We start from the raw sequence: 23044 nt of genomic DNA on the forward strand, positions 1-23044 counted from the left end.
ACCGCGATCAGGTACACGTTGAGCACGATCGTGCCGAAAAACAGCAGCAGGATCGCGCCGCGGTTGGCCAGCGCCCAATCGAGGCTTTTGGTGTAGCGCGCCTGCAACTTCTCGAACCCGATCCGCGACCAGCGCATCAACCGGCCCTCGCGCGTTTCGATCACCAGCAGCCGGCTCGCCAGCATCGGCGTGGTGGTCAGCGAAACCACCAGGCTGATCGCCACCGCCGCCGACATGGTGAGCGCGAATTCGCGGAACAGCCGCCCGACGATGCCGCCCATGAAGATCAGCGGCACGAACACCGCGACCAGGCTGGCCGACATCGACAGCACGGTGAAGCTGACTTCGCGCGCGCCGCGCAGGGCCGCCTGGAACGGATTCATGCCCTCCTCGACATGGCGCGCGATGTTCTCCACGACCACGATCGCATCGTCGACCACGAATCCGGTCGCCACGGTCAGCGCCATCAGCGACAGGTTGTCGAGGCTGAACCCGGCCATGTACATCACGCCCAGCGTGCCCAGCAGCGAGACGATCACCGCCACCGCCGGGATCAGCGTGGCGCGCCAACTGCGCAGGAACAGGCTGACCACCAGCACCACCAGCAGCGTCGAGATCAGCAGCGCGACTTCGACTTCGACCAGCGAGGCGCGGATCGTGCGCGTGCGGTCATTGGCGATCGACAGCTTGATGTCGCCGGGCAGCGATGCCTGGAGCTTGGGAAGTTGGGCGTTGATCGCATCGACCGTGGCGACGATGTTGGCGCCCGGCTGGCGCGTGATGATGATCGGCACCGCGCGCTGGCCGTTGAACAGACCCATCGTGCGCACGTCCTCGGGCCCGTCGACCACTTGCGCCACATCGGACAAGCGCACCACCGCGCCGCCGCGATAGGCGATTACCGCGTCGCGATAATCGGCGGCGTGGAGCCCGGCCTGGTTGGTATAGATCTGGAAAGCCGATCCGCCGGGGCGTCCGGCAACACCGTCGCCCCAAGAACCGCTGGAGCCGTCGATCACCCCGCGCGGGCGGTTGGCGCTGGCCGATTGGAGCGAGGTGCGCACGTCCTCAAGGCTGATGCCGTAGCGCGAGATCGCGGTGGGATCGACCTCCACCCGCACCGAAGGCAGCGCTGCGCCGCCCAGTTCGACGTTGCCCACGCCCGAGACCTGGAGCAGCGCTTGCTGCACGATGTTCGAGACTTCGTTGTAGACTTCGGACGGGGTGCGCGTGGACGAAGTCAGCGTCAGGATTTCGATCGGCGCGTCGGCCGGGTTGAACTTGCGGTAGCTGGGGTTGGTCTTGAGACTGGCCGGCAAGTCGGCACGCGCGGCGTTGATTGCCGCCTGCACATCGCGCGCGGCGCCGTCGACATCGCGCGACAAGTCGAACTGGAGCACGACTTGCGCCGATCCCACGCCCGATCGCGACGACATTTCGGTCACCCCCGCGATCGTGCCGAGCCGGTGCTCCAATGGGGCGGCAACGGTGGCCGCCATCGTCTGCGGGCTGGCGCCAGGCAAGTTGGCCTGGACCGCGATGGTGGGAATATCGACTTGCGGCAGCGGCGCGACCGGCAGGCGGAAGAACGCGCCGATCCCAGCCAGTGCCAGCCCGATCGTCAGCAGGATGGTACCGACCGGGCGGCGGATGAAGGCGCCGGAAAGGTTCACGCTGGTGCGGGCAGCGTCGGGTGCGCTGCTTCGCGCTTTGCCAGCCGGCGTTCGCGCCAGTCCTCGAACAGCAGGAAGATCACCGGCGTGGTGAACAGCGTCAGCGCCTGGCTGACGATCAACCCGCCCGCGATGGCGATGCCCAGCGGCTGGCGCAATTCATGGCCCATGCCCATCCCGAAGATCAGCGGCAGCGCGGCGAACAGCGCGGCGAAGGTGGTCATCATGATCGGGCGGAAGCGCATCAGCGCCGCTTGCCGGATGGCTTGCGGGGCCGGCATGCCGTCATCGCGCATGGCCTGGAGCGCGAAGTCGATCATCATGATCGCGTTCTTCTTGACGATGCCGATCAGCAGCACGATGCCGATGATCCCGATCACGCCCAGCCCCCAGCCGGTCAGCGCCAGGAACAGCAGCGCACCCACCCCGGCAGACGGCAGCGTGGACAGGATCGTGACCGGGTGGACGAAGCTTTCATACAGCACCCCCAGCACGATATAGACCACCACGATCGCCGCCAGGATCAGCCAGAATTCATTCGCCAGCGAGGACCGGAACGCGCTTGCCGCACCCGAGAAGTTAGTGCTGATCGCTGCCGGAACGCCGATCTGCGCTTCGGTCTCCTCGATCGCCGTCACCGCTGCGCCGAGCGAGGTGCCGGGTGAGAGGTTGAAGCCGATCGTGGCCGCCGGGAACTGACCCGCGCGGCTGACCACCAGCGGCGCAGTGCCCTGTCGCACGGTGGCCACTGCCGACAGCGGCACCGCCTTCACCCCCGTCGCCGCACCGCTCACCGGGATGTAAAGCTGGTCCAGCCCTTGCGGGCCGGTCAGCATGCCCGGCAGTGCTTCCAGGATCACACGGTTCTGGCTCGACTGGGTGTAGATGGTCGAGACGATACGCTGCCCGAAGGCGTCATACAGCGCGTTGTCGATCGCCAGCGCGGACAAGCCCAGCCGCGCGGCCGCATCGCGGTTGATGTCAATGAAGATCGCCGCGCCCTGGCCAAGCCCGTTGGCTGAAACATCGGCCAGTTCGCTGCGCCCCTTGAGCGCATCTGCCAGCTTCGCGCCCCAGGTGTTGACCGTGTTCTGGTCAGCGCCTTGCAACGCGAAGCGATAAGCGGTGATGCCCGATTCGGTGTCGATCGTCAGATCCTGCACCGGCGCGAAGAACACTTGCACGCCCGCCACATTGGCAACGCGCTTGCGCAACCCATCGACCACGCTCGACAGCCTGGGACGATCCGCCACCGGCTTGAGGTTGATCGCGATGCGGCCCTGGTTGAGTGTGGGGTTCTGCCCATCCACGCCGATGCTCGACGATACGCTGACCACCGAGGGATCGCCCAGCAAGGCTTGCGCGATCTGCTGCTGCTTGGCCGCCATCGGCGCGAAGCCGGTGTCTTGCGTGGTGACGGTGGCGGCGACGATCTGGCCGGTGTCCTGCTCGGGAAACAGCTCCTTGGGGATCGCCCAGAACAGGAAGGCTGTAACCGCGAGCGTGCCCGCAAACACCAGCAAAGTCAGCGTCTGCCGCGCCAGCACCCATTCCAGCCCGCGCTCGTAACGGTGCGCGATGCCATCGAACGTGCGCATCGCATAACCGGCGATCTTCGATTCCTTCTCCTGCCCGTGCGGCTTCAACCACCGCGCCGCCAGCATCGGCACCAGCGTCAGCGCAACCACCGCAGAAAGCAGGATCGTAGCCGCCAGCGTCACCGCGAATTCGCGGAACAGCCGCCCGACCACGTCTCCCATGAACAGCAGCGGGATCAGCACCGCGATCAGGCTGACCGTCAGGCTGACGATCGTGAAGCCGATCTCGCTCGCGCCCTTCAGCGCGGCTTCGAATGGCTTCATGCCGTCTTCGATGTGCCGCTGGATGTTTTCCAGCACCACGATTGCATCGTCGACCACGAAGCCCGAGGCGATCGTCAAGGCCATCAAGGTCAGGTTGTTGATCGAGTATCCCAGCGCCCACATCGCGCCGAACGCGCCCACGAGCGAGAGCGGCACCGCGATCGAGGCGACCACGGTGGCGCGTACCGATCCCAGGAACAGGAAGATCGCGGCCGTCACCAGCAGCACCGCCAGCACCAGTTCGAATTCGACGTCAGAGACCGACGAACGAATGCCCTCGGTGCGATCGGTCAGCAGAGTGACGTGGACGTCGGCGGGCAATTGCTTTTCGAGATCGGGCAGGTCAGCCTTGATCGCATCGACCGTACCGATCACGTTGGCGCCCGGTTGGCGCTGCACGTCGATGATCACCGCGGGCTTGTCGTTCATCCACGAGGCGAGCCGGGTGTTCTCGGTCGAATCGACCACGGTGGCCACGTCGGACAGCCGCACCGGCGCGCCGTTCTGGTACGTCAGCACCAGGCTGGCGTATTCGGCGGCGCTGCGAAGCTGATCGTTGGCGTCGATCGTCCAGCTTTTGGTCGGGCCGTCGAAGCTGCCCTTGGCGGCGTTGGCATTGGCCGAGCCGATCGTGGAGCGGATCGTTTCGAGCGACAATCCGCGCGCCGCCAGCGCCGGCACATTGGCCTGGATGCGCACCGCCGGCCGCTGCCCGCCCGAGATCGACACCAGCCCGACGCCCGAAACCTGCCCGATCTTGTTGGCGAACTGCCGCTCGACGATCGCTTCGACTTCACCCAGCGGCCGCGTGGTCGAACTGACGCCCAGCGTCAGCACCGGCGTATCGGCCGGGTTGACCTTGGCATAGATCGGCGGCGCGGGCAGGTCTGCGGGCAGCAGCGTATTGGCGGCGTTGATCGCGGCCTGGACTTCCTGCTCGGCCACGTCGAGCTGGAGGTTGAGGTTGAATTGCAGCGTGATCACTGACGCGCCAGCCGAGCTGGCCGAGGTCATGCGCGTCAGGCCCGGCATCTGCCCGAACTGGCGTTCCAGCGGCGCGGTCACGGTCAGCGCCATCACGTCGGGGCTGGCGCCGGGATAGAGCGTGCGGATCTGGATCGTCGGGTAATCGACTTGCGGCAGCGCCGAAAGCGGCAGGCTGCGGTAGGCGATCAACCCCGCGAGCAGGATCGCGACCATCAGCAGCGTGGTCGCCACCGGGCGCAGAATGAACGGCCGCGAAGGCCCGCCGCTCTCGGCGATGACGTCGCGATCCGGCTCGCCTGAGGGCGGCGCTGCCACGTCGCTCATTGCGCCGACTTCTGGCCCCGACGCCCGCCCCCGGTTTTTCCGTCCGCGCCCTTTCCGCCCGCGCCCGTACCACGTCCGCCGGCACCGCCGGCTTCACCGGGCAAGCGCACTTTGGCGCCATCTTCGAGCCCGTCGGCGCCCGCGGTCACCACGGTATCGCCCTGCTTCACGCCGGCAAGGATCGCGACCTGCTGGCCCACGATCGGCCCGGTCTTGACCACTTGCAGCTTCACGGTGTGATCGGGTTGATACAGGAATACGAAATCGCCCGGAGCGCCGTGGCGCACCGCGCTGACCGGCACCACCAGCGCGCTTTGCAGCGTGTTGACCAGCATCGAAACATTGACGAACTGGTTGGGGAACAGCCGCCCGCCACCGTTGGTAAAGCGCGCCTTGGCCTTGACCGTGCCGGTTGTCGCGTCGATCTGATTGTCGAATGTCAGCAGCGTGCCCGTGGCGATCTGCGTGCCGGTCGACTGGTCGAGCGCGATCACGGGCAAGCCGCCGCCACCCAGATTTTGACCATTGGCCCCGATGCGCGCCTGCACTTGCGCCAATTGTGCTTGCGGGAGCGAGAACGTGACGTCGATCGGGTCGGTCTGCGTGACCACGGCGATGCCGGTGGCGTCACCCGGGCTGACATAATTGCCGATATCGACCTGGCGCAAGCCGATCCGCCCGGTGATCGGGCTCTTGACTGAAGTGTACGCCAGGTTGAGCCGCGCTGTCCCGATCGCGGCGCGATCAGCCCCGGTTGTGCCGGTCAACTGGCCGACGGTGGCGGCTTGCGTATCGACTTGCTGCCGCGCGATCGAATCCTGCGACAACAGCGTGCGGTAACGGTTGAGATCGACCCGCGCGGCATTCAACGTGGCGTTGTCGCGCGCGAGGTTCGCTTCGGCTTGCGCCAGGGCAAGCTGATAGGGGCGCGGATCGATTTGCGCGATCACCTGGCCTCGGCTCACGATCTGGCCTTCGCGGAATCCGATGCTGAAGATCGTGCCCGCAAGCTGTGCGCGAACCGTGGCGTTGACCACCGGGGTGACCGTACCCAGCGCGGTCAGCGAAACCGGCACGTTGGTGCTCGTGACCTTGGTGATGGCAATGGCGGCGGGTGGGCGCCCACGCTGCTGGTCCTTGCCGCTGCCCGATGCAAACCACTGCGCGACCAATGCCGCCGCAACGAGCCCGACCACGATCAGGACGATCCACAGCCAGCGCCGCTTGCGGTGATCTGGCTGAACAGTTTCGTAAGTCGGGACGATCGGGGCATCAGCGTGGCGCGGATCGGGGTGGGAAACGGGGTCTTCCAAATCGTGCTCCACGGGCTATCGCAGGTTCCAGGTGGCGCTGATTTCGCATGGCTGTTTCGGCTGCCCGCCTGGCGCCGGCCGAAGGTGTCGCCTTGGACGTGTTTGTTGCGGTGCGGCAAGCCGGATATTTGTATTAAACCGTCACAGCGCCCTACAAACTCGTAACAGAGGTAGGCGTTCCCGGAGGCTTTGTCGGCACAATCGGCGCATCGCTGCGGGGTAAGGCCAACCACGCGATCAGGCTGCGTCCGGCCATGAAGAAATAGCCGCCGCCTCGCACGGTCACGAAGCGCAGCGGCGGCGCAAGCCGGATCAACCCATCGTGGCTTGGCATCGTGTATCCGCTACTGTTGCCGCTGCCCAACAGCGGATCGGTTTCGCCCTTCAGGCTGATCGGGCAAGTTAGCGAGATGACATTGCCCTGGATCCAGGTTTTCTGAATGAATTCGAACTGCCGCTCGATATCGGCGTTAAGGCACAGGAACACGAGCCCTGGCTTGCCGCTGGGCGAAACTTCGGCTGAATACTTGCGCCCCACGCGCAGGATGCGGTGGCGGTTCGAGATCGCCACCTGATCGGTCGACCCGGGGTTGAGACTGTCGCGCGGGTTGGCGCGGCGGATATGCGCGCCGAACGGGCAGCGCAGTCCTTCGGGGTCTTCCTCGCCGAGCAGGAAATTGTTGGCGAAAGTGATGTGCGCGTCTTTGGGCGCACCCTGGTTGTGCGCCGCGATTGATTGCGCGCGCGAGACGGTGTCCGAATAAGGCGCGCGCACGATCGGCGCGCCATTGCGCCAGCGGCCAAGCAGCTTGGCGGCAATGAACTCCTCATCGACCAGATAGGGCGCGGGCAGGCGGTTCTTGAGCGCGTCGGCCTCCTGCGCGCAATATCCGTTGAATGCCTCGGGGTCCTGTTCGAGATGGCGGATCACAAGATAACTGCCGTTGCGGCCGATTTCGCGCGGGTGGTTGATCGTTGCGGTCGAGAGCGTGGGGTCGGACCCGCGCACGGGCAGTTTGCCCGCCGGATCGAGCCCGGCCGAAACCGACGGGCCTGGCGGCGATTCCCCGCGATTGTCGGGGTAGCCCAGGATGAATTCGCCCGGTTCGACCAGGTGCAGCGGATCGCCCCGCGTAGATCCCTTGTAAGTGCCGCGGATCACTGGTTGCGAGATGCCGTCGACAAAGCCGAACGGTTCGCGGTTGTCGCCCGGATCGTAGTTTTCCATCGGCAAGCGGTAAGTCATCGCTGCGCCGTGCTGGGCTGCGGCGGAGGTCAGCGCGGCTTCGAGCGCGTCACACGCCTCCACGCTGCGACCGAGCACGATCAACGCCAGGTGCGGCTCGCCCTGGCCGCCCCACCACCATTGGTAGGGGGCGTCATCGCCCGCATCGCCCAGGATGCGCGCGCGGGCAGGCGCCGACATCCCTTGCGTGAAGGGCGGCGGGAAGCTTGCCATCGCCGCCTCGGGCAAGCCGAGCGCGCGAAAACCCCGCGCCGAAATCGCAAGCTGAACCACCGCTTCGGCGTCGTCGGCCAGCCGCCGTCCGTCATCGAAAGCCACGTGCTGGGCAACTTCGGCGAAGAATGCTTGCGCTTGCGATCGATCGGCAGACAACTGCCACAGCGTCATCCGTGCGGCGGGCAGGAAACCCATGCCGCCGAACACCAGGCTCTGGACCTCGTCAGTCACCATCTGCGTTGCGGGGCGTGTCGCCGATCCGAAGCGGCTGAGCCAGGCGATCGCATCGTCCTCGCTCATCGCGCCGACAAGCCCGCGCCGGATCGCGGCGTTGGCGCGGATCATGTCGGTGTCGATCTCGGGGTAGGCGCTGTACCAGAACCGCGTGGGCAGCATCGATTTGCGGGCATAGCGCTTGAACCGATCGGCATCGGTGGCGCCTTGCAGGAACAGGTTGGAGGTGCGCGGGAATCCCACGGTGTTGCTCCACGCCGCAGTCAGTCCGTAATGCGCCAGCGTGATGAAATCTTCGAGGTAGGCCTGCCAACTGCCTCCATAATTGGAAAAAAAGATCAAATCGCGCGTGCCGGGCACGGTGATCCAGCGCGCGAAATGGATCGTGCCTATCGGGCCGAGATATCCCGGCCGATAGGCCAGCGAACCCACTTGCGCGATCGCCCAGAACCCCAGCCGGATCGTGATCCGCCGGACCAGCCCGGGTTTGAGCCGGGTGATCGAGACCATGTGGTTCTGCGCGCAATGGTTCTCGCGCGCGGCCATTTCGGCCTCGACGTGCTGGGTGGGGAAACGCTCGCTCACCCAGTCGAGCGATTCGAGCCAGCGCAGCCGCAAGTACACCGCGATCACCACCAGCAGCACCCACGGCAGACCCGTTGCAAGCCCGGTCCAGGCGCCATGCAGTGCTTGCAGCAACGGATGGGTTGGCGGGCCGAAGGGGCGCTGGTGCATCGCGGCGAAGGCCCCGCAAGCGGCGATCCACAGCAACAGCGGGATCGCCAGCGGCCACAGGAAGGTCGTGATCAGGTTGGGCAGGCGCTTGAGACCGGCGGCAGGGATCGATAGCAGCTTGGCTGGCGGCGCGGGCGGCGTATCGGCCAGCAGCGCGGGGAACTGCGCCTGCAACGCATCGCGCACCGCGACCAGCCGCGCCATCGGGGCGATGCCGGGGCCTTGCGCCGCAAGCAGCTTGCGCGCCTCCAACGCCAGCGCGTCTTCGTCGCGGATCAGCCCGACCGACAGCCCCGGCGAACCGACGTGGCCGATCCCCGCCGGCTTGCCGTAGGTAAAGCCCGACGGGATCGTGTGATCGGCAAGGTAAGCCGCGAGGTTGCCGCCGCTCCAGTCGCTCGCCAGCGTGAAGATCGGCTGCAGGTGAGCGCCGATCGCATCGGCCAATCGCGCGATGGCTTGCGCGGGCGTGCCGTCGGCGGAAAATTCGAGGATCAGATGCGCACGGCCGGCTGTGAAGCTGGGCAGCGCGTGGAAACTGGCGAAATGCGTGGCCGAACCGTCGGAATCGATCGCGGCATCGAGCGCGGCCTTGAGTTCTTCGCGCGCGGGATTGCCCAGCGCGTCGATCATGTGGTTGGCCTTGCCGATCCGGTCGGGCGAAAGCGGCGCGACGATCGTGACGAGCGCGTGCGTCATTTCGCGTCTCCGCCGAGCGTCAGCGGCATATGCGCGGGGAAGGGTCCGGCCCAGGCCATCTTGCCCATCGCTTTTGGCCCCCGCTTGAGCAGCGCGCCGACCAGCATCGGAATCTGCCATTGGTTGACATCACGTCCTGCGCACGGGTGCAGCCCCGCGCCGAAGTGGAGGTAGCCTGCGTTGGGCCGCGTCGGGTGCATCTCGGTTGGCGCGGGAAAGGCGTCGGGATCGAGCATCGCTGCCTGGCTGAGCAGGATGACCTTGGCGCCGGCCTTGATCGGCACCCCCGTCAGCGCGCAATCCTGCGCCGCCTGCCGGCCCAACATCGGCACGTGCGCCCAGCGGCGCAGCGCTTCCTGGCACCAGCCGTACATGAGGTAGCGTTCGTTCGCATTGCGCGTGGCGGCGGCGCGCATGACCGGATCGCGCATCAGCACCACCATGATCTTGGCGACGGCGCTGGCGGTGGTGTCGATCGAGCCGACCAGCATTCCGCCCAGCGTACGGCGGGTGAGATCGGGGCTGGCGCCCGCCCGCAGCAATTGCCCCATCATGTCGTGGCCAAATTCGTTCGCGGCGATCCGGCGCGTGATCTCTGCATCGAGCCAGCCCGACAGCGCGTGCGCAGCGGCCACACCGCGCGCCTCGATCGCCTTGTCGCCCGCAAGGTTGAGGAAGCAGTGGTAGAAGATCGCGCGCGAGGCATCGCAGAACCGTGCATGATCAGCGGGCGCAATCCCGAACAGCGCGCTGGCGGTGCCTGCGGCAACCTGGCGGGCGTAGTCTTCCACCACGTCGATCGATCCGCCACAGCCCGCCAGCCTGGCGTCGGTATCAGCCTGCGCACGCGCCACCAGCGCCGCCATGTCGACCCGCCCCAGCGCCTGGTATAGCACTTCGCGTTCGGCAACCAGTTCGGGCGCGCGGTCCATGCCCAGCACGAAGTGAAAGCCGATGCCATCCATGCGCGGGCCATTGACCGCGCCGACGTGGAAATCGAGATCGCGATCGAGTACCTCGCGCGCATCGGCGTGGCGGATCACCAGCACCGTGCCCTTCACGCTCAGCGGATGGCCGATCCGCCGCCCGATCCACGCCAGAATCCGCGCCGCCCACCAGGCCAGAAGCCGGCTTTTGAGCAGCAAGGCGATTGCGCCCCCGCCATCCGGAGGGGTTACGAAATCGCAACCAGCCGCAGGATCAGCAGGCGCGGGCGACGTCATAGACCTTGAGGCCATAGTGCCCGCCCGGCTTCGCGCGCATCCGCAGCACGAAATCGCGCAAGGTTGGCGGCAAAGCCTCGGCCGGAGGCAGAATTCCGCCGAATTGCGGGGGGAACGTGGCCGGGCTCATCAGCGCGGCCACCACCAGGTCGAGCCCGTTTGGCTTTTCTCCGCCAAAGAAGGGCGTGCCGCGCGCCGCGAGTTCCAGTGCGATGGTGTCGAGCGCGTGTTGGATCTGCGCCGGCGCGGCGGCCACGGTTTGCGTATCGATGCCCAGCCCCTTGCGCAGCAGCCACGCCCACAGCGGGTAGAACCACAGCACCAGCAGTCGCTGCCACCACGGCACGCCCGCGGTTGCCAGCGGCTTCATCAGCGGCGGGTCCTTGAGGATCCAGAAATACGGGTACTGTCGCATCCACGGCCCGAACAGCGGCACGACTTTGGCGATGAACGCCTTGCCCGCCACCCGCTCGGCTTCGGTTTCACCGTATACCTTGGCGCCGGCGGGGCATAGCCCATCTATTGCATCGATAATGGTGGGAAGCGTGCCGAACGCGGCCTTTGCGCCACCGCTTTCGATCACCAGCACCGGCGCTTCGTTGCCTCCGCCGGCCGCGCGCGTCGCAATCACGTGGAGCAGCGGCGCCTGGAACTCCTCGACAAACGACAGCCCGCCGCGTTGCAGCAGCCAGCGCGCCATTTCGCACCCCTGGCTGACTTTGATCGAAACCACGGAAATCGAATCATGTGGGCTCATGCAGCGGCTCCGGCTGGCAGGCGGGGTTCGGACGGCGACAGCGCCAGCGCGGTCGCATCGGCATCGCTCATCCGCGCGCCCAGTTGTTCGAGCACCTTGCGCGTTTCGGCGGGCAGCATCTGCGCGGCCAGCGCGTCGGCTGCGTCGAAGGCGGGCTCGGCCATCGCGCTTTCGCCGCTCTGCGCGCGCGAGGCCCGCGCATGGCCGAGCAGCCGCGCGCCGTCTTCGGCCCGGCCGCTGCGCAATGCCACCAGCGCGGACGCCACGAAAAACCGGTATTCGAACGCCATCGCGCCTTGCCGGAACGCACGCGCGGTCAGCGCTTGCGCTTCGGCCAGGTCGGCCGGGCGGCCACGCATTGCCAGCCGCGACACCAGCTCGACCGAGGCGGCCGCGACCATTATGTCGGCATACATGTCGCCAAGCGTGATGCCGGCCAAAAGAGCGCGCCAATCGTCGATCTGCGCGTCGAGCGGCGCTGTCGCTTCGAAGCGCAGCGCGGTCGCGGCCCAGAACGTGGCAAGCCCGTGCGCGCCGATCGCGCGCAGCATCGCCACCGCACGCGCGAAGATCGGGCGCGCGGCGTCCAGCCCATCGCGGCTGAAGGTGGTGCAGGCGATCAATCCCAGCCCCAGGCCGCCGATCCGCGACGGCACGTCGACCGGCAGGATCGCGGCGATGTCTTCGGCCACCGCGCTCGCTTCCTCGGCACGGCCGATCGACCACAGCGCGAAGCCCTTCGAACACAGCACGTCGATCAACGTCCACGGATCATTGGTGGTGGCGCGCGCCGCAATCACTGCTTCATCGGCGAACTTGACCGCTTCGAGCGGGCGCATCCGCATCAGCACGTGCGCGCGCGAACCCAGCAATCGCGCCCGGATAGCGGGGGGGGTCTGCGGACCGATCCGTGCAAGTGCCACACCCAGCCGGCGGTACAGCAGCCGATCGCTCCACATCGCCGCAGACTGTGCCACCGCAATATGGCCCAGTTCGGGATCACCGCCCGGCGCGTAGCTCCAGCGCACCGCGGCGAATACATTGTCGATGTTTTCACGGTGCCGGCGTTCCAGCTCCACGTCGCTGACATCGCCGCAGAAATCGGCCCAGATCGGTTCAGCCGCAGCGGCATACCAAACGGCATGGGCACGGTGCGCGGCTTGGTGTTCGCCCGCTTCGACCAGCCGTTCGCGCGCGAACGCACGCATCGTTTCGAGCAGGACATAGCGCACTTCGCCCGGCCGGCCGGCCGCTCCACCGCTACGCTGCCGCACGAGCAGTGACCGCGCGACCAGCACATCGAGCGCATCGAGCACCGCCATTTCGGACATAGCTTCGTCGCTCAGCCCTGCCACCGCTACCGCCGCATCGAGCGGAAAGGCCCCGCCAAACACCGCCAGCCGGCGGAACACCGTGGCTTCCTCGGGTCCGAGCAGGCCATGGCTCCACGCCAGCGTGGCGTAAAGCGTGCGGTGGCGCGGCGGTGCATCACGTGACCCGCGCGTCAGCACCGCAAACCGCCCTGCCATTCTGGTGTCGGCTTCGGTGTCGAAATTGGCGCCCAGCCGTTCGAGCAAGGCCGCGCAGCCCAGCGCGGGTGCACGCGCAGCCGCCATTTCGATCGCCAGCGGCAACCTGTCGAGCGTGTCGCAGATACGCGGAATTGCGGGATCGTCGTTGGCGGCGGCCGCAAAGGCGGGGTCGGTGGCACTGACCCGCACCAGGAACAGCGCGGTGGCATCGCGCCGATCGAGCGGTTCGAGTGCTATGATGTGTTCGCCCACCACGCCCAGCGCTGCTTGCGATGTTGCCAACACGGTGACACCGGGTGCAGCAGCGCGGATCGCGGTCGCCAATGCGGCAGCGCCATCGATCACATGTTCGCAGTTGTCGAGCACGATCAGGCACTCGCGGCGGCGCAACCGTTCGGTCAGCGCGGGCATGGTTTCGCCCTCGGAGCCCAGCACGATGCCGATTGCTTCGGCCACGCGATAAACGACGTCGCGCGCTTCTACAATGCGCGCCAGTTCCACCAGCCACACTCCGTCGCGCTGCTTGCCGAGGCGGAGCCGCGCTGCTGCCAGCGCCAGCCGGGTCTTGCCCATGCCGCCCGAGCCCACGATGGTGACCAGGCCGCCGGCGTTGTCCAGCAACGTATCGAGCGTTTCAAGCTCTGCCTTGCGGCCGATCAACGGCGCGTCTTCGGGCGGAAGATTGGTGGACGTTACGCTTGCCAGCTCGGGCCGTTCGGCTTGGAACCGTTCGGCTTGGGGCTGGGCGCCTTGGGACTGGAACGGGGCCGCTGTGGGTGCGGCGAGAAAACGGTAACCCTTGCCGTAGACGCTTTCGATAAAGCGCGGCTGCTTGGGATCATCGCCCAGCGCGCGGCGCAGTTCCTTGATCACCGACGTGAGCGCGGCGTCTGATACGATCACGCCTTCCCACACCTGGTCGAACAGCATGTCCTTGGTGAGCAACCGTCCATGCGCTGCCACCAGCGTGGCCAGCACGCGCAGTGCCTTGTTGCCTACCGCGACCGGACCGTCAGGCCCGGTCAGCCGCGCATCGGCAAGATCGAGCACGAATTGGCCAAACGCGATCGGGCCCAACGCGATCGGGCCCTTCGCCGAGGCCGGGCGATCGGGTGAGTTCGATCCCGCAGAGTCCGGCCCGTCCGAAATCATTGCAAACTCACGCGCCCCCATGCTTACAGGCATCGCATACCATGGTTTTGCGCAGTGGGAAGCTCCCGGGGGCCACCGTGGAAACGCGATTGTGACGAACGTACGTAACTTTTCAGAATCAATCCAGATTTGAGCCATGATCTGCAGCCCGGCACAGTGCATCAGGTTTCTCGAACGGCGCAGACCATCGCGCCCGCTCCGGAGACTGCAAGTGACACAATCGTCCAGCTTCATCGTCGCAGCCGCGTTGTTCGGCGCCAATCGCCCCCCGTTGGCGCCGTGCACGGCCCCAAACGAGGCTGCGAACGACTTTGGAGCCGGGTTCGATGCGGCCTTGCAGGCCTCGGTCCGGCATGCCTCCGCAAGGCGGAACGCGGCGCGGTGGTCGGCGCTGTTCAACCGGCCATCCTTCGATCGGCCATCCTTCGATCGAACCTGAGGCGTGGATACCCCCGCGTGTTGCTCCTGATCGATGGCTCCTTTGCGCACGACGCGCTGAACGGCTAGACCCCCAACACTATACGCAGCACGGGGCTGCGCGAGCTTTGTGGGCGCAAGAGTGGCCGGACGCATCCTGGTAATCGATGACGATGCGCGGCTGGCCGATTACGTCGCGCAAGGCCTGCGCGAGGAAGGCTTCACCGTCGATCGCGCCGACAATGGCCGCGACGGGCTGTTCCTGGCAACCGACAGCCAGTTCGACGCGGTGGTGCTCGATCGCATGTTGCCGGGGATGGACGGGATCGCGCTGCTGAAGGCGCTGCGCGCGGCCGATGTCCACACACCCGTCATCATGCTCTCGGCGCTGGCTGCCACCGACGATCGCATCGCCGGGCTGACCGCGGGCGCTGACGATTATCTCGGCAAGCCCTTCGCGTTCGCCGAATTGCTGGCGCGCGTGCAGGCGCTGCTCCGCCGCCGCACCACGGGTTCGCGCGCGGTCGAACCGGTGCTGCGCTGCGGAGACCTCGAGCTCGACCGGCTGGCGCGGCAGGTGAAGCGCGGCCACGGACCGGGCGGGCGCAAGATCCTGCTCCAGCCGCGCGAATTCCGCCTGCTCGAATACCTGATGCTGCACCAGGGCGAAGTGGTCACGCGCACGATGCTGCTCGAAGCGGTGTGGGATTACCACTTCGATCCCGGCACCAACGTGATCGATGTCCACATCAGCCGCTTGCGCCGCAAGATCGACGATGGCGAACCTGCCGTGCTGTTCCATACCATTCGCGGCGCGGGCTATCGCCTTGCGGCAGACTAGGGCCGTGTTGCCGCGCCTGTCGTCAACCGTGGCGCGGCTGGTTCTGGCGGTGTTCGCACTGCAATTGCTGGCCGGCGCTGGGGCGATCCTGTTCCTGCACTCGACGCTGATCGGAGCCGCGCGGGACGAGCGCAAGCACGACGTGGCGCTGCTGCGCGATGCGCTGATCGAAGCCTATTATGACGGCGGCCGCGCCGAACTGGTCGAGCAGATGACGGCGCGCGACGACGATACCGACGTGTTCATGGCGCTTACGGCGGCGCGAACATCGCCCGGCGCGGCACCGCTGCTGCTCAACGTGTTGCACCTGCCGCGCATCAGCGCTTCGGCCGCGCCGCACTTGGTCGAAATCCGCCGTGCCCGGGCCGCCGAACCGTTGTCGGGCGTGGCGACTGCGCGCAGGCTTCCCGATGGCGGTACGCTGATCGTTGGCGCGGTGATCACGGGCGAGCGGCGCTTCAACGTGGCGTTTACCGAGGCCACCGGGATCACCATCGCGGTATCGGTGACGCTCGCGCTCGTCAGCGCGCTGGTGCTCGGGCTGGCGCTCGACCGGCGCACGCGCGAACTGGCTGAAACCGCGCGGAAGCTGGCGGCGGGCGACTTCACCGCGCGCGTTCCCCCGCATTCGCGCGGAGATGGTTTCGACGAATTGCGCGACCAGATGAACCGCATGGCCGAACGGATCGATCGGCTGGTCAGCGAATTGCGTTCGGTTTCGGGCGCGCTGGCGCACGATTTGCGCTCACCGGTCGCGCGGCTGACCGCGGCGCTCGACACTGCAATGGCAGCAAGTGATACAGAGCACGCACGCGAAGCGCTGGCAGCCGCGCGCACCGATGCCGATGCGTTGCGCACGATGCTCGAAACAGCGCTGGAACTGGCGCGCGTCGAAGGCGGTGCCGTGACCGACCGGCGCGTGGCCACCGATCTGGCGCTGATCGCCGAAGATCTGGTCGAATTGTACGAACCGCTGGCCGAACAATCCGGCGTGCGGCTCGAAGCTGCCACGCGCCCCGTGACCGCGCCGGTAGACCGCGAACTGGTCTCGCGCAGCCTGGCCAACCTGATCGACAACGCATTGAAATATGGCGGCCAGCGCATCGTGGTGTCGACCGCGCAGGCGGGCGCCTGGGCGGAAATCACCGTGCGCGATGATGGCCCCGGCATCGCGGAAATCGACCGCAGTCGTGCCGTTGAACGCTTCACCCGCCTCGACAACGCCCGCACCCGGCCGGGTGGAGGGCTGGGGCTGGCCATCGTCGACGCCGTGGCCCGGCTTCACGGCGGTACGTTGGTGCTGGGCGGCGAGGACGGGCTGATCGCCACGTTGCGGCTGCCGCGGGGACTGTTGCCCGGTTAAGCGGTCAACTGCTTGCCCATGCGGATGAGCGGCACGCTGATCCCGTCGATCGGTGCAGACATGACCTGCTCGATCGGGAGATAGCCACATGCTCGATAAAGCGGTTCGCCAGCCAGGGTCGCCATCATTTCGGTCTTGTGGAAGCCCGCTGCGCGCGCGGCCTCCTCGCACAAGCCAAGGATCTGGCGACCGATGCCGCAGCGCGTATGGTCCGGGTGGGTGTACATCGCGCGCACCCGCGCTGCATCGGTTGCCGGATTGAGCTGTTCAGGTTCACGCGTGACGATGCTGTCATCCCCGCCATAAAGCGTGGAGCGAAAACTCCAGCCACCGCAGCCGGCGATTTGGGCATCGCGCTCGATGATGAAATACGTGCCGTCGCGGATCAATTGCGTATCGAGCCCCATGGTCAGCGCGCTGGCCGCAACTTGCGCCGGGGTCAGGAAATCTGCCTGCAGTTCGGCTATGGCGCGGGCGATCACGTGCCGTAGCGCGGGGAGATCGTCGATCGTGGCGATGCGATAAGTAGACGGGGCCATGGGTGCCTTCAGGGTGTGCCTTCATGCCAAAACGGCCCGTATCGGCAAAAGACGATACGGGCCGCACATGGTTGGTTAATGGATCAGGCGATCAATAGTTCACCTTCAGCCGGACATACCAGAACCCGCCGTTCAAGCCGAAGGGGCCGCCGTTGCGCGGATAGACCTGGCCATCCCCGCCGCCGCCGGTGATCTTGTAGATCGTCTGCGAGTTCGAATTGAGCTTGTCGGGGAACGAGTTGAACACGTTGTTCGCGCCCACCGTGATCGCGAACTGCTTGGCGAAAGTGTAAGTCACGTCGAGGTCGGTGGTCCCCTTCGCGCCGAACACCTGGAGCGGCTGGCCATTGGCAGCCAGCCCGTAGTCGGTGGCGTTGACCCACGAGCCATAGTAGTTTTCACGCGCCGTGAACGACCAACTGCCGGTCCCGTAGTTGGCGGTGAAGTGTGCCACGTCATGCGGTGCCAGGTTGCGGATGTTGGCAACCTGCGCGGCACCGATCACGTTGGCGTTCGCCGAGGTGACCTTGTTGTTGTTGTGGTTGTAGGCCAGCGTCAGGTTGAGATTGCCACCCGCCAGCGGCGACGAATACGTCGCCACCACGTCCACGCCGCGCGTCAGCGTGCTGAGGCCGTTGGTGAAATAGCTGACCTGGCCGCCGATGCCGACTGTCGAAAGAACCGGGAACTTGGCAATGTCGGCGGCGGTGATTGTGCCATCGGGGTGCGTTGCATCGACGATCGGGAACGGCTGCGAGATGAAGATGCGGTTGCGCACCTTGATGTTGTAGTAATCGACCGTCAGCGACAGGTTCCGCATTGGCTTGGCGGTGAAGCCGACACCGAAGTTGGTCGATTTCTCGGGCGTCAGCGGCTTGGCGCCGAAGATCTGCGAGATTGCGCTGCCGATCGGGAACGTGCCGGTCTGCACCGAATTGCCGTTCACGAAGTTGGTGGTCAGCGTCGAGTTGTTCTGCTGGCCAGGCGATGGCGCGTGGAACCCGGTGCCGACCGTGGCGCGGATCGCGTAGCCGGGTACGAATTCATACCGGGTGTTGATCTTGCCAACCGTGGCCGAGCCGAAGGTGTTGTAGTGCTCGTAACGGCCGGCAACGCCGATCGTCCAGTTGGAGGTGATGTCGGTTTCCGCGCCGCCATAGAACGCCACGTTGCTCTGGTTGAAACTGCCCGCCTGGCTGGGGCTGACCCCGCCGTAGCCCGAAGCTCCGCCCTGCGCATAGGCCTGGAAGTCCGACACGCCGAGCTGATAGGTTTCCTTGCGGTATTCGAAACCGGCCGACAGCGTGATCGGTTTGGCGAAGCCGACTTCGACCGGATAAGTCAGGTCGAGGTTGGCGTTGGTTTCCTTCTGCGCCTGCCGGCCGAAGTCGAACTTGGTCTGCGTCGCCACATTGAAGGGCGCGCTCGATGCCGGATTGTTGGGGCTGAACGCGGTGTTCAGCGAATTGTACATCGACAAGTCGAGCGTGTTGCGGCTGCTGGAGACCGAAAGGTCGTAAGTCAGCTTGCCAAGGTCGCCCCTGATCCCGGCCACGCCATACAGTTCCTGGACAATGCCCACGAAGACCGGGGTGAAACCGGCCGGATAGAGATTGCGGAAATAGGGGTCCTGCGTGGTGCTGCAGCCGTTGGCGTCGGGGCCTGCCTTGACGTTGTAGTTCAGGAAATTGCGCGGGCACAGCACGATCGCGCCCGGGGTGCCGGTCGGAACGAAGCGCGAGCCGGTCGAGTCGAGGACCGCGGCAGTCGAGGCGCGATAGTTGAAGCTTTCTTCGGTGTGGCTCCGCGAGGCGTTGGCGATCACGTAGAACTTGACGTTGTCGGCGATCTCCATCTCGGAATTGACGAGGATCTTCCAGCCGCGCGAGGGCGAATTGCCCCAGATCTGCGCGGGCAGCGGATAGTAGGGCAACTGGCCGACCGAACCGGGGTTCTGCGCGGCAAAGGCCAACGCGGTGGGACGGGTCACGCCGCGGCTGGTTCGGCCGTCATCGTTGTATTCGCCCGAAACGTTGATGAAGCCGCGATCGGCAATCTTGAGGCCGGCATTGGCAGAGATCTGGTAGCTCTTGCCATCACCGTTGCGAAAGAACTGGCCGTAGCGCGCCTGGACTTCGACACCGTCGTTGTCGCGCAGGCCATAGTTCATCACGCCGGCAATCGCGTCGGAGCCGTATTGCGCGGTGGCGCCGTCACGCAGGATCTGGATCGCCTTGATCGCGATCGAAGGGATCGAGCCGATGTCCGCGCCTTGCGAACCGTAGCCGAGGCCGGTGTCACCACCCGAATAAACCTGGACCAGCGCCGAACGGTTCAAGCGCTTGCCGTTGAGCATGACGAGTGTTTCGTCCGCCGACAGGCCGCGCAGCGAAGGCGAGTGGACGAAGCTGGAAGCGTCCGAGATCGCGTTCGAGGGCACATAGAACGAAGGCACGATGTTCTTGACGATATCGAGCAGGTTCGAAGACGCCTGGGTCCCCAATTCCTTGGCGCTGATGATGTCGACCGGCGATGCCGAATTGGTCGACGAGCGATCGGTCCGCCGCGTGCCGATGACCACGATCTGGTCCTTGTCGGCAGGGGCCGAAGCCTCGTCAGCCGCAGTTTGCTGCGGCGCGGCCTGCGCGAAAGCAGGGTTGGCAGCAAACAATGCTGCAGCCGCGGTTGTAGCGCCAAGAACGGCGCGCAGACCGAACGATACCTTCATGCGTGGCTCCCCAGGATATGGTATTTTTATGGTTGCGTTTAGCGTCGCCCGATCTAGGCATCTTGGGCCGGTCGGAAAAGCGGTAATCGTTTGCAGGAACGATGGCACGTCCGAAGTGTCACATTAAGGTCACAGACTGGTGCCTCGCGATTTGTCCGGAATGCCCCACGCCCCGGCCCGACAACGACGGCCGACAGCCCGGATCAGCGCGCCGCATCGGGCGGATTGTGCTTTTCCACGAACGCCACCGCCGCGTTGAGCATGGCCAGCCTGGTCTCGCCTCTGGTCAGCCAGTGATCGGTCTGCGGCAGCGTCACGAATTCCACCGGCTTGCCCGCGCGGGTCAGCGCGGCGGCCATGCTCGCGCTCTGGTCGTAAAGCACCACCGTATCGTCCTTGCCGTGCATCAGCAGGATCGGCGCATCGGCCCTGGCGGCAAAGCGGATCGGGGAAACCAGGTTGAGATCGTGCCCCAGGCCGACTTCGTCCTTCAATCCGCGCCGCATCATCGCGTTGTCGCCGCTGGCGGTAAGGTCGGTCTGGACCATCTTCGCGACATCGCCGATGCCGGCAACCGAGACCGCGCAACGGTAAAGCCCCTGTTGCAAGGTCACCCCGGCCAGCGCGGCATAACCGCCATAGCTCGCGCCCATGATGCACGCGCGCCTGGCATCGACCACGCCGTCCTTGGCCAGTTGCGCGAGGCCATCGGAAATGTCGGTCTGCATCGCGCGGCCCCACTGGCCATGCCCGGCGCGCTCGAACGCCGGGCCATAGCCCGATGATCCGCGGAAATTGGGCTGGAACACCGCATAGCCGCGCGAGGCGAAAGCTTGCGCCCACCAGTCGAACCCAGGGTAATCGCGCGCGGTCGGGCCGCCGTGCGGGAACACCACGATCGGCAGGTTCTTCGCCGCGCGGCCCGGGGGCAGGGTGAGCACGCCGGCGATTTCGGTACCGTCGGCCGCCTTGTATTGGATGACCTTCGTTGGCGCGACATCGGCCGGCGCGATCGTATAGGATACGCCGATCGGATCGGCCTTGCGCGCCTTCAGGTCGACGACATACCAGGATTGCGGATCGCCATCGCCCTCGGTCATCACCAGCAGGCGGTCGAAGGCGTCATCCCAATCCATCAGATGGACGGCGTGACCCGGAAAGGCCTTCTGCGTGGCGGCGACGGCCTTGGCCTTGACCGGATCGAAGAACTTGTAGGCAGGAACGTCACCGCCCAGCCGATAACCGATCAACTGGCCGGTGACATGATCGAAGAAGCTGCCGCTGACGTCTTCATCCTTGAGGATTTCGGTGGCCGTCCCACCCGCTATCGGCGTTTCGTACCACCGGGCCGCGCCTTCGGGGTCGCGCTCGGCATAGATGAACGTGTCCGGCGTGGTTCCGAAACCCACGAGGCCGATTGCGCCAAGCTTTTGCACACCCGACGCCACATGCGATTTCCTGGCGGTATCGATGCTCCACCGGCCGCTCGATGCAATCGTATCGAGCTTGGCGCTCACTTTCCCGTCGGGCCCGACGAGCCAGTCGCGATCATCGTCCGGGTCCTCGATCCGATTGGCGATCTTGCGAATCCCCTGGGTTTGCAGATCGACCTCGTAAAGGACCGGCTTGGTCGAATCGAGGTAGTTGGAGCCTGCCCCGGCGCTGTCGAGCGTGATGCCGCCAAAGACGCCGTACCACTTTCCGCCGCGCTGGTTGACGCCGTAAAACCCTCGAATGCCGCCCTGCACCTGCTGGTTCTTCGCAAACACGTTCCACGATTTCGCGCCGTCGAGCGAGACGACGGTCATCGAATGCAGTTCGGCCTTGTCGGTGGTGAAGTCGACGCCCAGGCGAACGGTGTTCGAGCGTTCGATCAGGACCATCGCGTCGCCGGCCCATGCCAGGCTGCGGACCTTGATGTCGGGCCCGATTTCCATCTTCGTCAGCAGCGTGTTCTGCTGGTCGACAACGATCAGCATCCGCTGCTCGTTCACCATTCCGATCAGCGCAATGCGCGCTCCCGATGGTGAAAGAGCGGCGCGTTCAAAGCCGGGCAACTTGCCGTAAACCGACAGCGGGGGCGCCGCGAACGAAGTGCCGGCATCGACCAGAACCAGCGATGCGAACGCAGCGGCGATCGCAAGATACCGCAAAAGTCCCAGTTTGCGCATGACGAATCTACCCCCCCGATCAAGCAATCGCAGGTGTTTCAAACTTTGTGATACAATTCAACACCACGATCGAAGGCGATGGCAATTGTTCGTGTAGGAGTAGCGCCTGCTCCGCTTACCGTCGTGGCAAGTAAAACCACTTTGGTTCTATTGCCGAGGCGGCATTACGCGCCTTGTTCGGCCAGCGCCGGATTGCTCACCCGCCCGCTGCGTTCCAGCTTGCCCCAGCCCACGCCCAGCCCCGATAGCGCGGCGCCGACCGCGCGGATCACCACGCCGTACATCAACTGGCGATAGACGAAGCGCTGGCTCAGCAACAGGATCGGGTGGAAGCGCTTTTCGCGCAGGTCGAGCCGGGCGGCGACGAAGCCGCAGATGAGGTCGATCGTGCTGAACGCGCCCCAGAACAGCGCCATGCGCAGCAGGTCGGTCTGCGTCTGCGCCACGCCGTGCTGCGCCACGCGGATTGTGGTGCCCACGATCGAGATCGCCAGTGCCAGGTCGATCAGCGGGCTGATCAGCGCGAACAGGATCTGGAACAGCCACGCCTGCGGCATGCCCACGTATGCCAGCCCGCCGGGCTTGCGCTGGCGCACGATCGCGCGGTGCTTCCACAGGCATTGCAGTGTGCCGAACGCCCAGCGGAAGCGCTGCTTGCCCAGCGCGCGCAAGGTTTCGGGCGCTTCGGTCCAAGCCACCGCGTCCTCGTCGTAAGCCACGCTCCAGCCCGCACGCTGGATCGCGATGGTCAGGTCCTGATCCTCGGCCATCGTGTCTTCGGGGAACCCGCCGCCGGCTTCGAGCGCGGCCCGCCGCCATGCGCCGACCGCGCCGGGCACGACCATGATCGCGTCGAACCGGGTCAGCGCGCGGCGTTCGATGTTCTGCGCGGTCACGTATTCGACCGCCTGCCACTTGGTCACGAGGTTGACGCGGTTGCCGACTTTGGCGTTGCCCGCCACCGCGCCTATCCGTGAATTGGCGAACCAGCGCACCAGCCTGGTGATGGTCGTGGTCTCGAACTGGGTATCG

The 23044-nt window shown here is 65.9% G+C and carries 13 protein-coding genes; 2 read left to right on the forward strand and 11 right to left on the reverse strand.

The window, feature by feature from the left end; genetic code table 11:
* From Q0R16_RS18730 to Q0R16_RS18760, 7 genes are all read right to left on the reverse strand, one after another.
* Positions 1–1673: efflux RND transporter permease subunit (locus tag Q0R16_RS18730; protein ID WP_295639883.1), on the reverse strand; the 1673-nt coding region annotated here is incomplete at its 3' end.
* Positions 1670–4846 (reverse strand): efflux RND transporter permease subunit, encoded by a 3177-nt coding sequence (locus Q0R16_RS18735; RefSeq protein WP_295639886.1) that lies wholly within the window; start codon positions 4844–4846, stop codon positions 1670–1672. The genes Q0R16_RS18735 and Q0R16_RS18730, both read right to left, overlap by 4 nt.
* Complete coding sequence (locus Q0R16_RS18740; RefSeq protein ID WP_295639889.1) at positions 4843–6159, reverse strand: efflux RND transporter periplasmic adaptor subunit; 1317 nt, start codon at positions 6157–6159, stop codon at positions 4843–4845. The genes Q0R16_RS18735 and Q0R16_RS18740 overlap by 4 nt, the downstream gene beginning before the upstream one ends.
* A 151-nt stretch (positions 6160–6310) precedes the next feature.
* On the reverse strand, positions 6311–9289 hold the full coding sequence (locus tag Q0R16_RS18745; RefSeq protein WP_295639892.1) for a hypothetical protein: 2979 nt from the start codon (positions 9287–9289) through the stop codon (positions 6311–6313).
* Positions 9286–10434, reverse strand: a complete 1149-nt coding sequence (locus Q0R16_RS18750) for a cytochrome P450 (RefSeq protein WP_295639895.1) — start codon at positions 10432–10434, stop codon at positions 9286–9288. Before Q0R16_RS18750 ends, Q0R16_RS18745 begins: the two co-directional genes overlap by 4 nt.
* Positions 10435–10489: 55 nt before the next feature.
* Positions 10490–11269 (reverse strand): hypothetical protein, encoded by a 780-nt coding sequence (locus Q0R16_RS18755; protein WP_295639897.1) that lies wholly within the window; start codon positions 11267–11269, stop codon positions 10490–10492.
* Positions 11266–13953: a winged helix-turn-helix domain-containing protein gene (locus Q0R16_RS18760; RefSeq protein WP_295639900.1), complete on the reverse strand. Its 2688-nt coding sequence runs from the start codon at positions 13951–13953 to the stop codon at positions 11266–11268. Before Q0R16_RS18760 ends, Q0R16_RS18755 begins: the two co-directional genes overlap by 4 nt.
* A gap of 559 nt (positions 13954–14512) precedes the next feature.
* On the opposite strand from Q0R16_RS18760, the gene Q0R16_RS18765 reads away from it, so the two are divergent.
* Together Q0R16_RS18765 and Q0R16_RS18770 are read left to right on the forward strand one after the other, a co-directional pair.
* Positions 14513–15211: a response regulator transcription factor gene (locus Q0R16_RS18765; RefSeq protein ID WP_295639903.1), complete on the forward strand. Its 699-nt coding sequence runs from the start codon at positions 14513–14515 to the stop codon at positions 15209–15211.
* A gap of 4 nt (positions 15212–15215) precedes the next feature.
* On the forward strand, positions 15216–16574 hold the full coding sequence (locus Q0R16_RS18770) for an ATP-binding protein (protein ID WP_295639907.1): 1359 nt from the start codon (positions 15216–15218) through the stop codon (positions 16572–16574).
* Here Q0R16_RS18770 and Q0R16_RS18775 read toward each other — a convergent pair.
* From Q0R16_RS18775 to Q0R16_RS18790, 4 genes are all read right to left on the reverse strand, one after another.
* Positions 16571–17113, reverse strand: a complete 543-nt coding sequence (locus Q0R16_RS18775; protein WP_295639911.1) for a GNAT family N-acetyltransferase — start codon at positions 17111–17113, stop codon at positions 16571–16573. The genes Q0R16_RS18770 and Q0R16_RS18775 overlap by 4 nt on opposite strands.
* 91 nt (positions 17114–17204) lie before the next feature.
* Entirely contained in the window at positions 17205–19841 is a 2637-nt protein-coding gene (locus tag Q0R16_RS18780; RefSeq protein ID WP_295639915.1) for a TonB-dependent receptor, read from the reverse strand.
* Positions 19842–20044: 203 nt separating this feature from the next.
* Positions 20045–22012, reverse strand: a complete 1968-nt coding sequence (locus Q0R16_RS18785; RefSeq protein WP_295639918.1) for a S9 family peptidase — start codon at positions 22010–22012, stop codon at positions 20045–20047.
* A 164-nt stretch (positions 22013–22176) separates the two neighbouring features.
* The coding region (locus Q0R16_RS18790; RefSeq protein WP_295639921.1) for a glycosyltransferase family 2 protein at positions 22177–23044 on the reverse strand (868 nt) is incomplete at its 5' end.

The sequence above is a fragment of the Novosphingobium sp. genome (assembly GCF_025351285.1).
Taxonomy (GTDB): domain Bacteria; phylum Pseudomonadota; class Alphaproteobacteria; order Sphingomonadales; family Sphingomonadaceae; genus Novosphingobium.

Bases quoted from the DNA above. Each gene is read 5' to 3' on its own strand.
- Q0R16_RS18745 (WP_295639892.1), bottom strand. From the start codon at position 9,289: ATGACGCACGCGCTCGTCACGATCGTCGCGCCGCTTTCGCCCGACCGG.
- Q0R16_RS18760 (WP_295639900.1), bottom strand. From the start codon at position 13,953: ATGATTTCGGACGGGCCGGACTCTGCGGGATCGAACTCACCCGATCGC.
- Q0R16_RS18735 (WP_295639886.1), bottom strand. From the start codon at position 4,846: ATGAGCGACGTGGCAGCGCCGCCCTCAGGCGAGCCGGATCGCGACGTC.
- Q0R16_RS18780 (WP_295639915.1), bottom strand. From the start codon at position 19,841: ATGAAGGTATCGTTCGGTCTGCGCGCCGTTCTTGGCGCTACAACCGCG.
- Q0R16_RS18755 (WP_295639897.1), bottom strand. From the start codon at position 11,269: ATGAGCCCACATGATTCGATTTCCGTGGTTTCGATCAAAGTCAGCCAG.
- Q0R16_RS18775 (WP_295639911.1), bottom strand. From the start codon at position 17,113: ATGGCCCCGTCTACTTATCGCATCGCCACGATCGACGATCTCCCCGCG.
- Q0R16_RS18785 (WP_295639918.1), bottom strand. From the start codon at position 22,012: ATGCGCAAACTGGGACTTTTGCGGTATCTTGCGATCGCCGCTGCGTTC.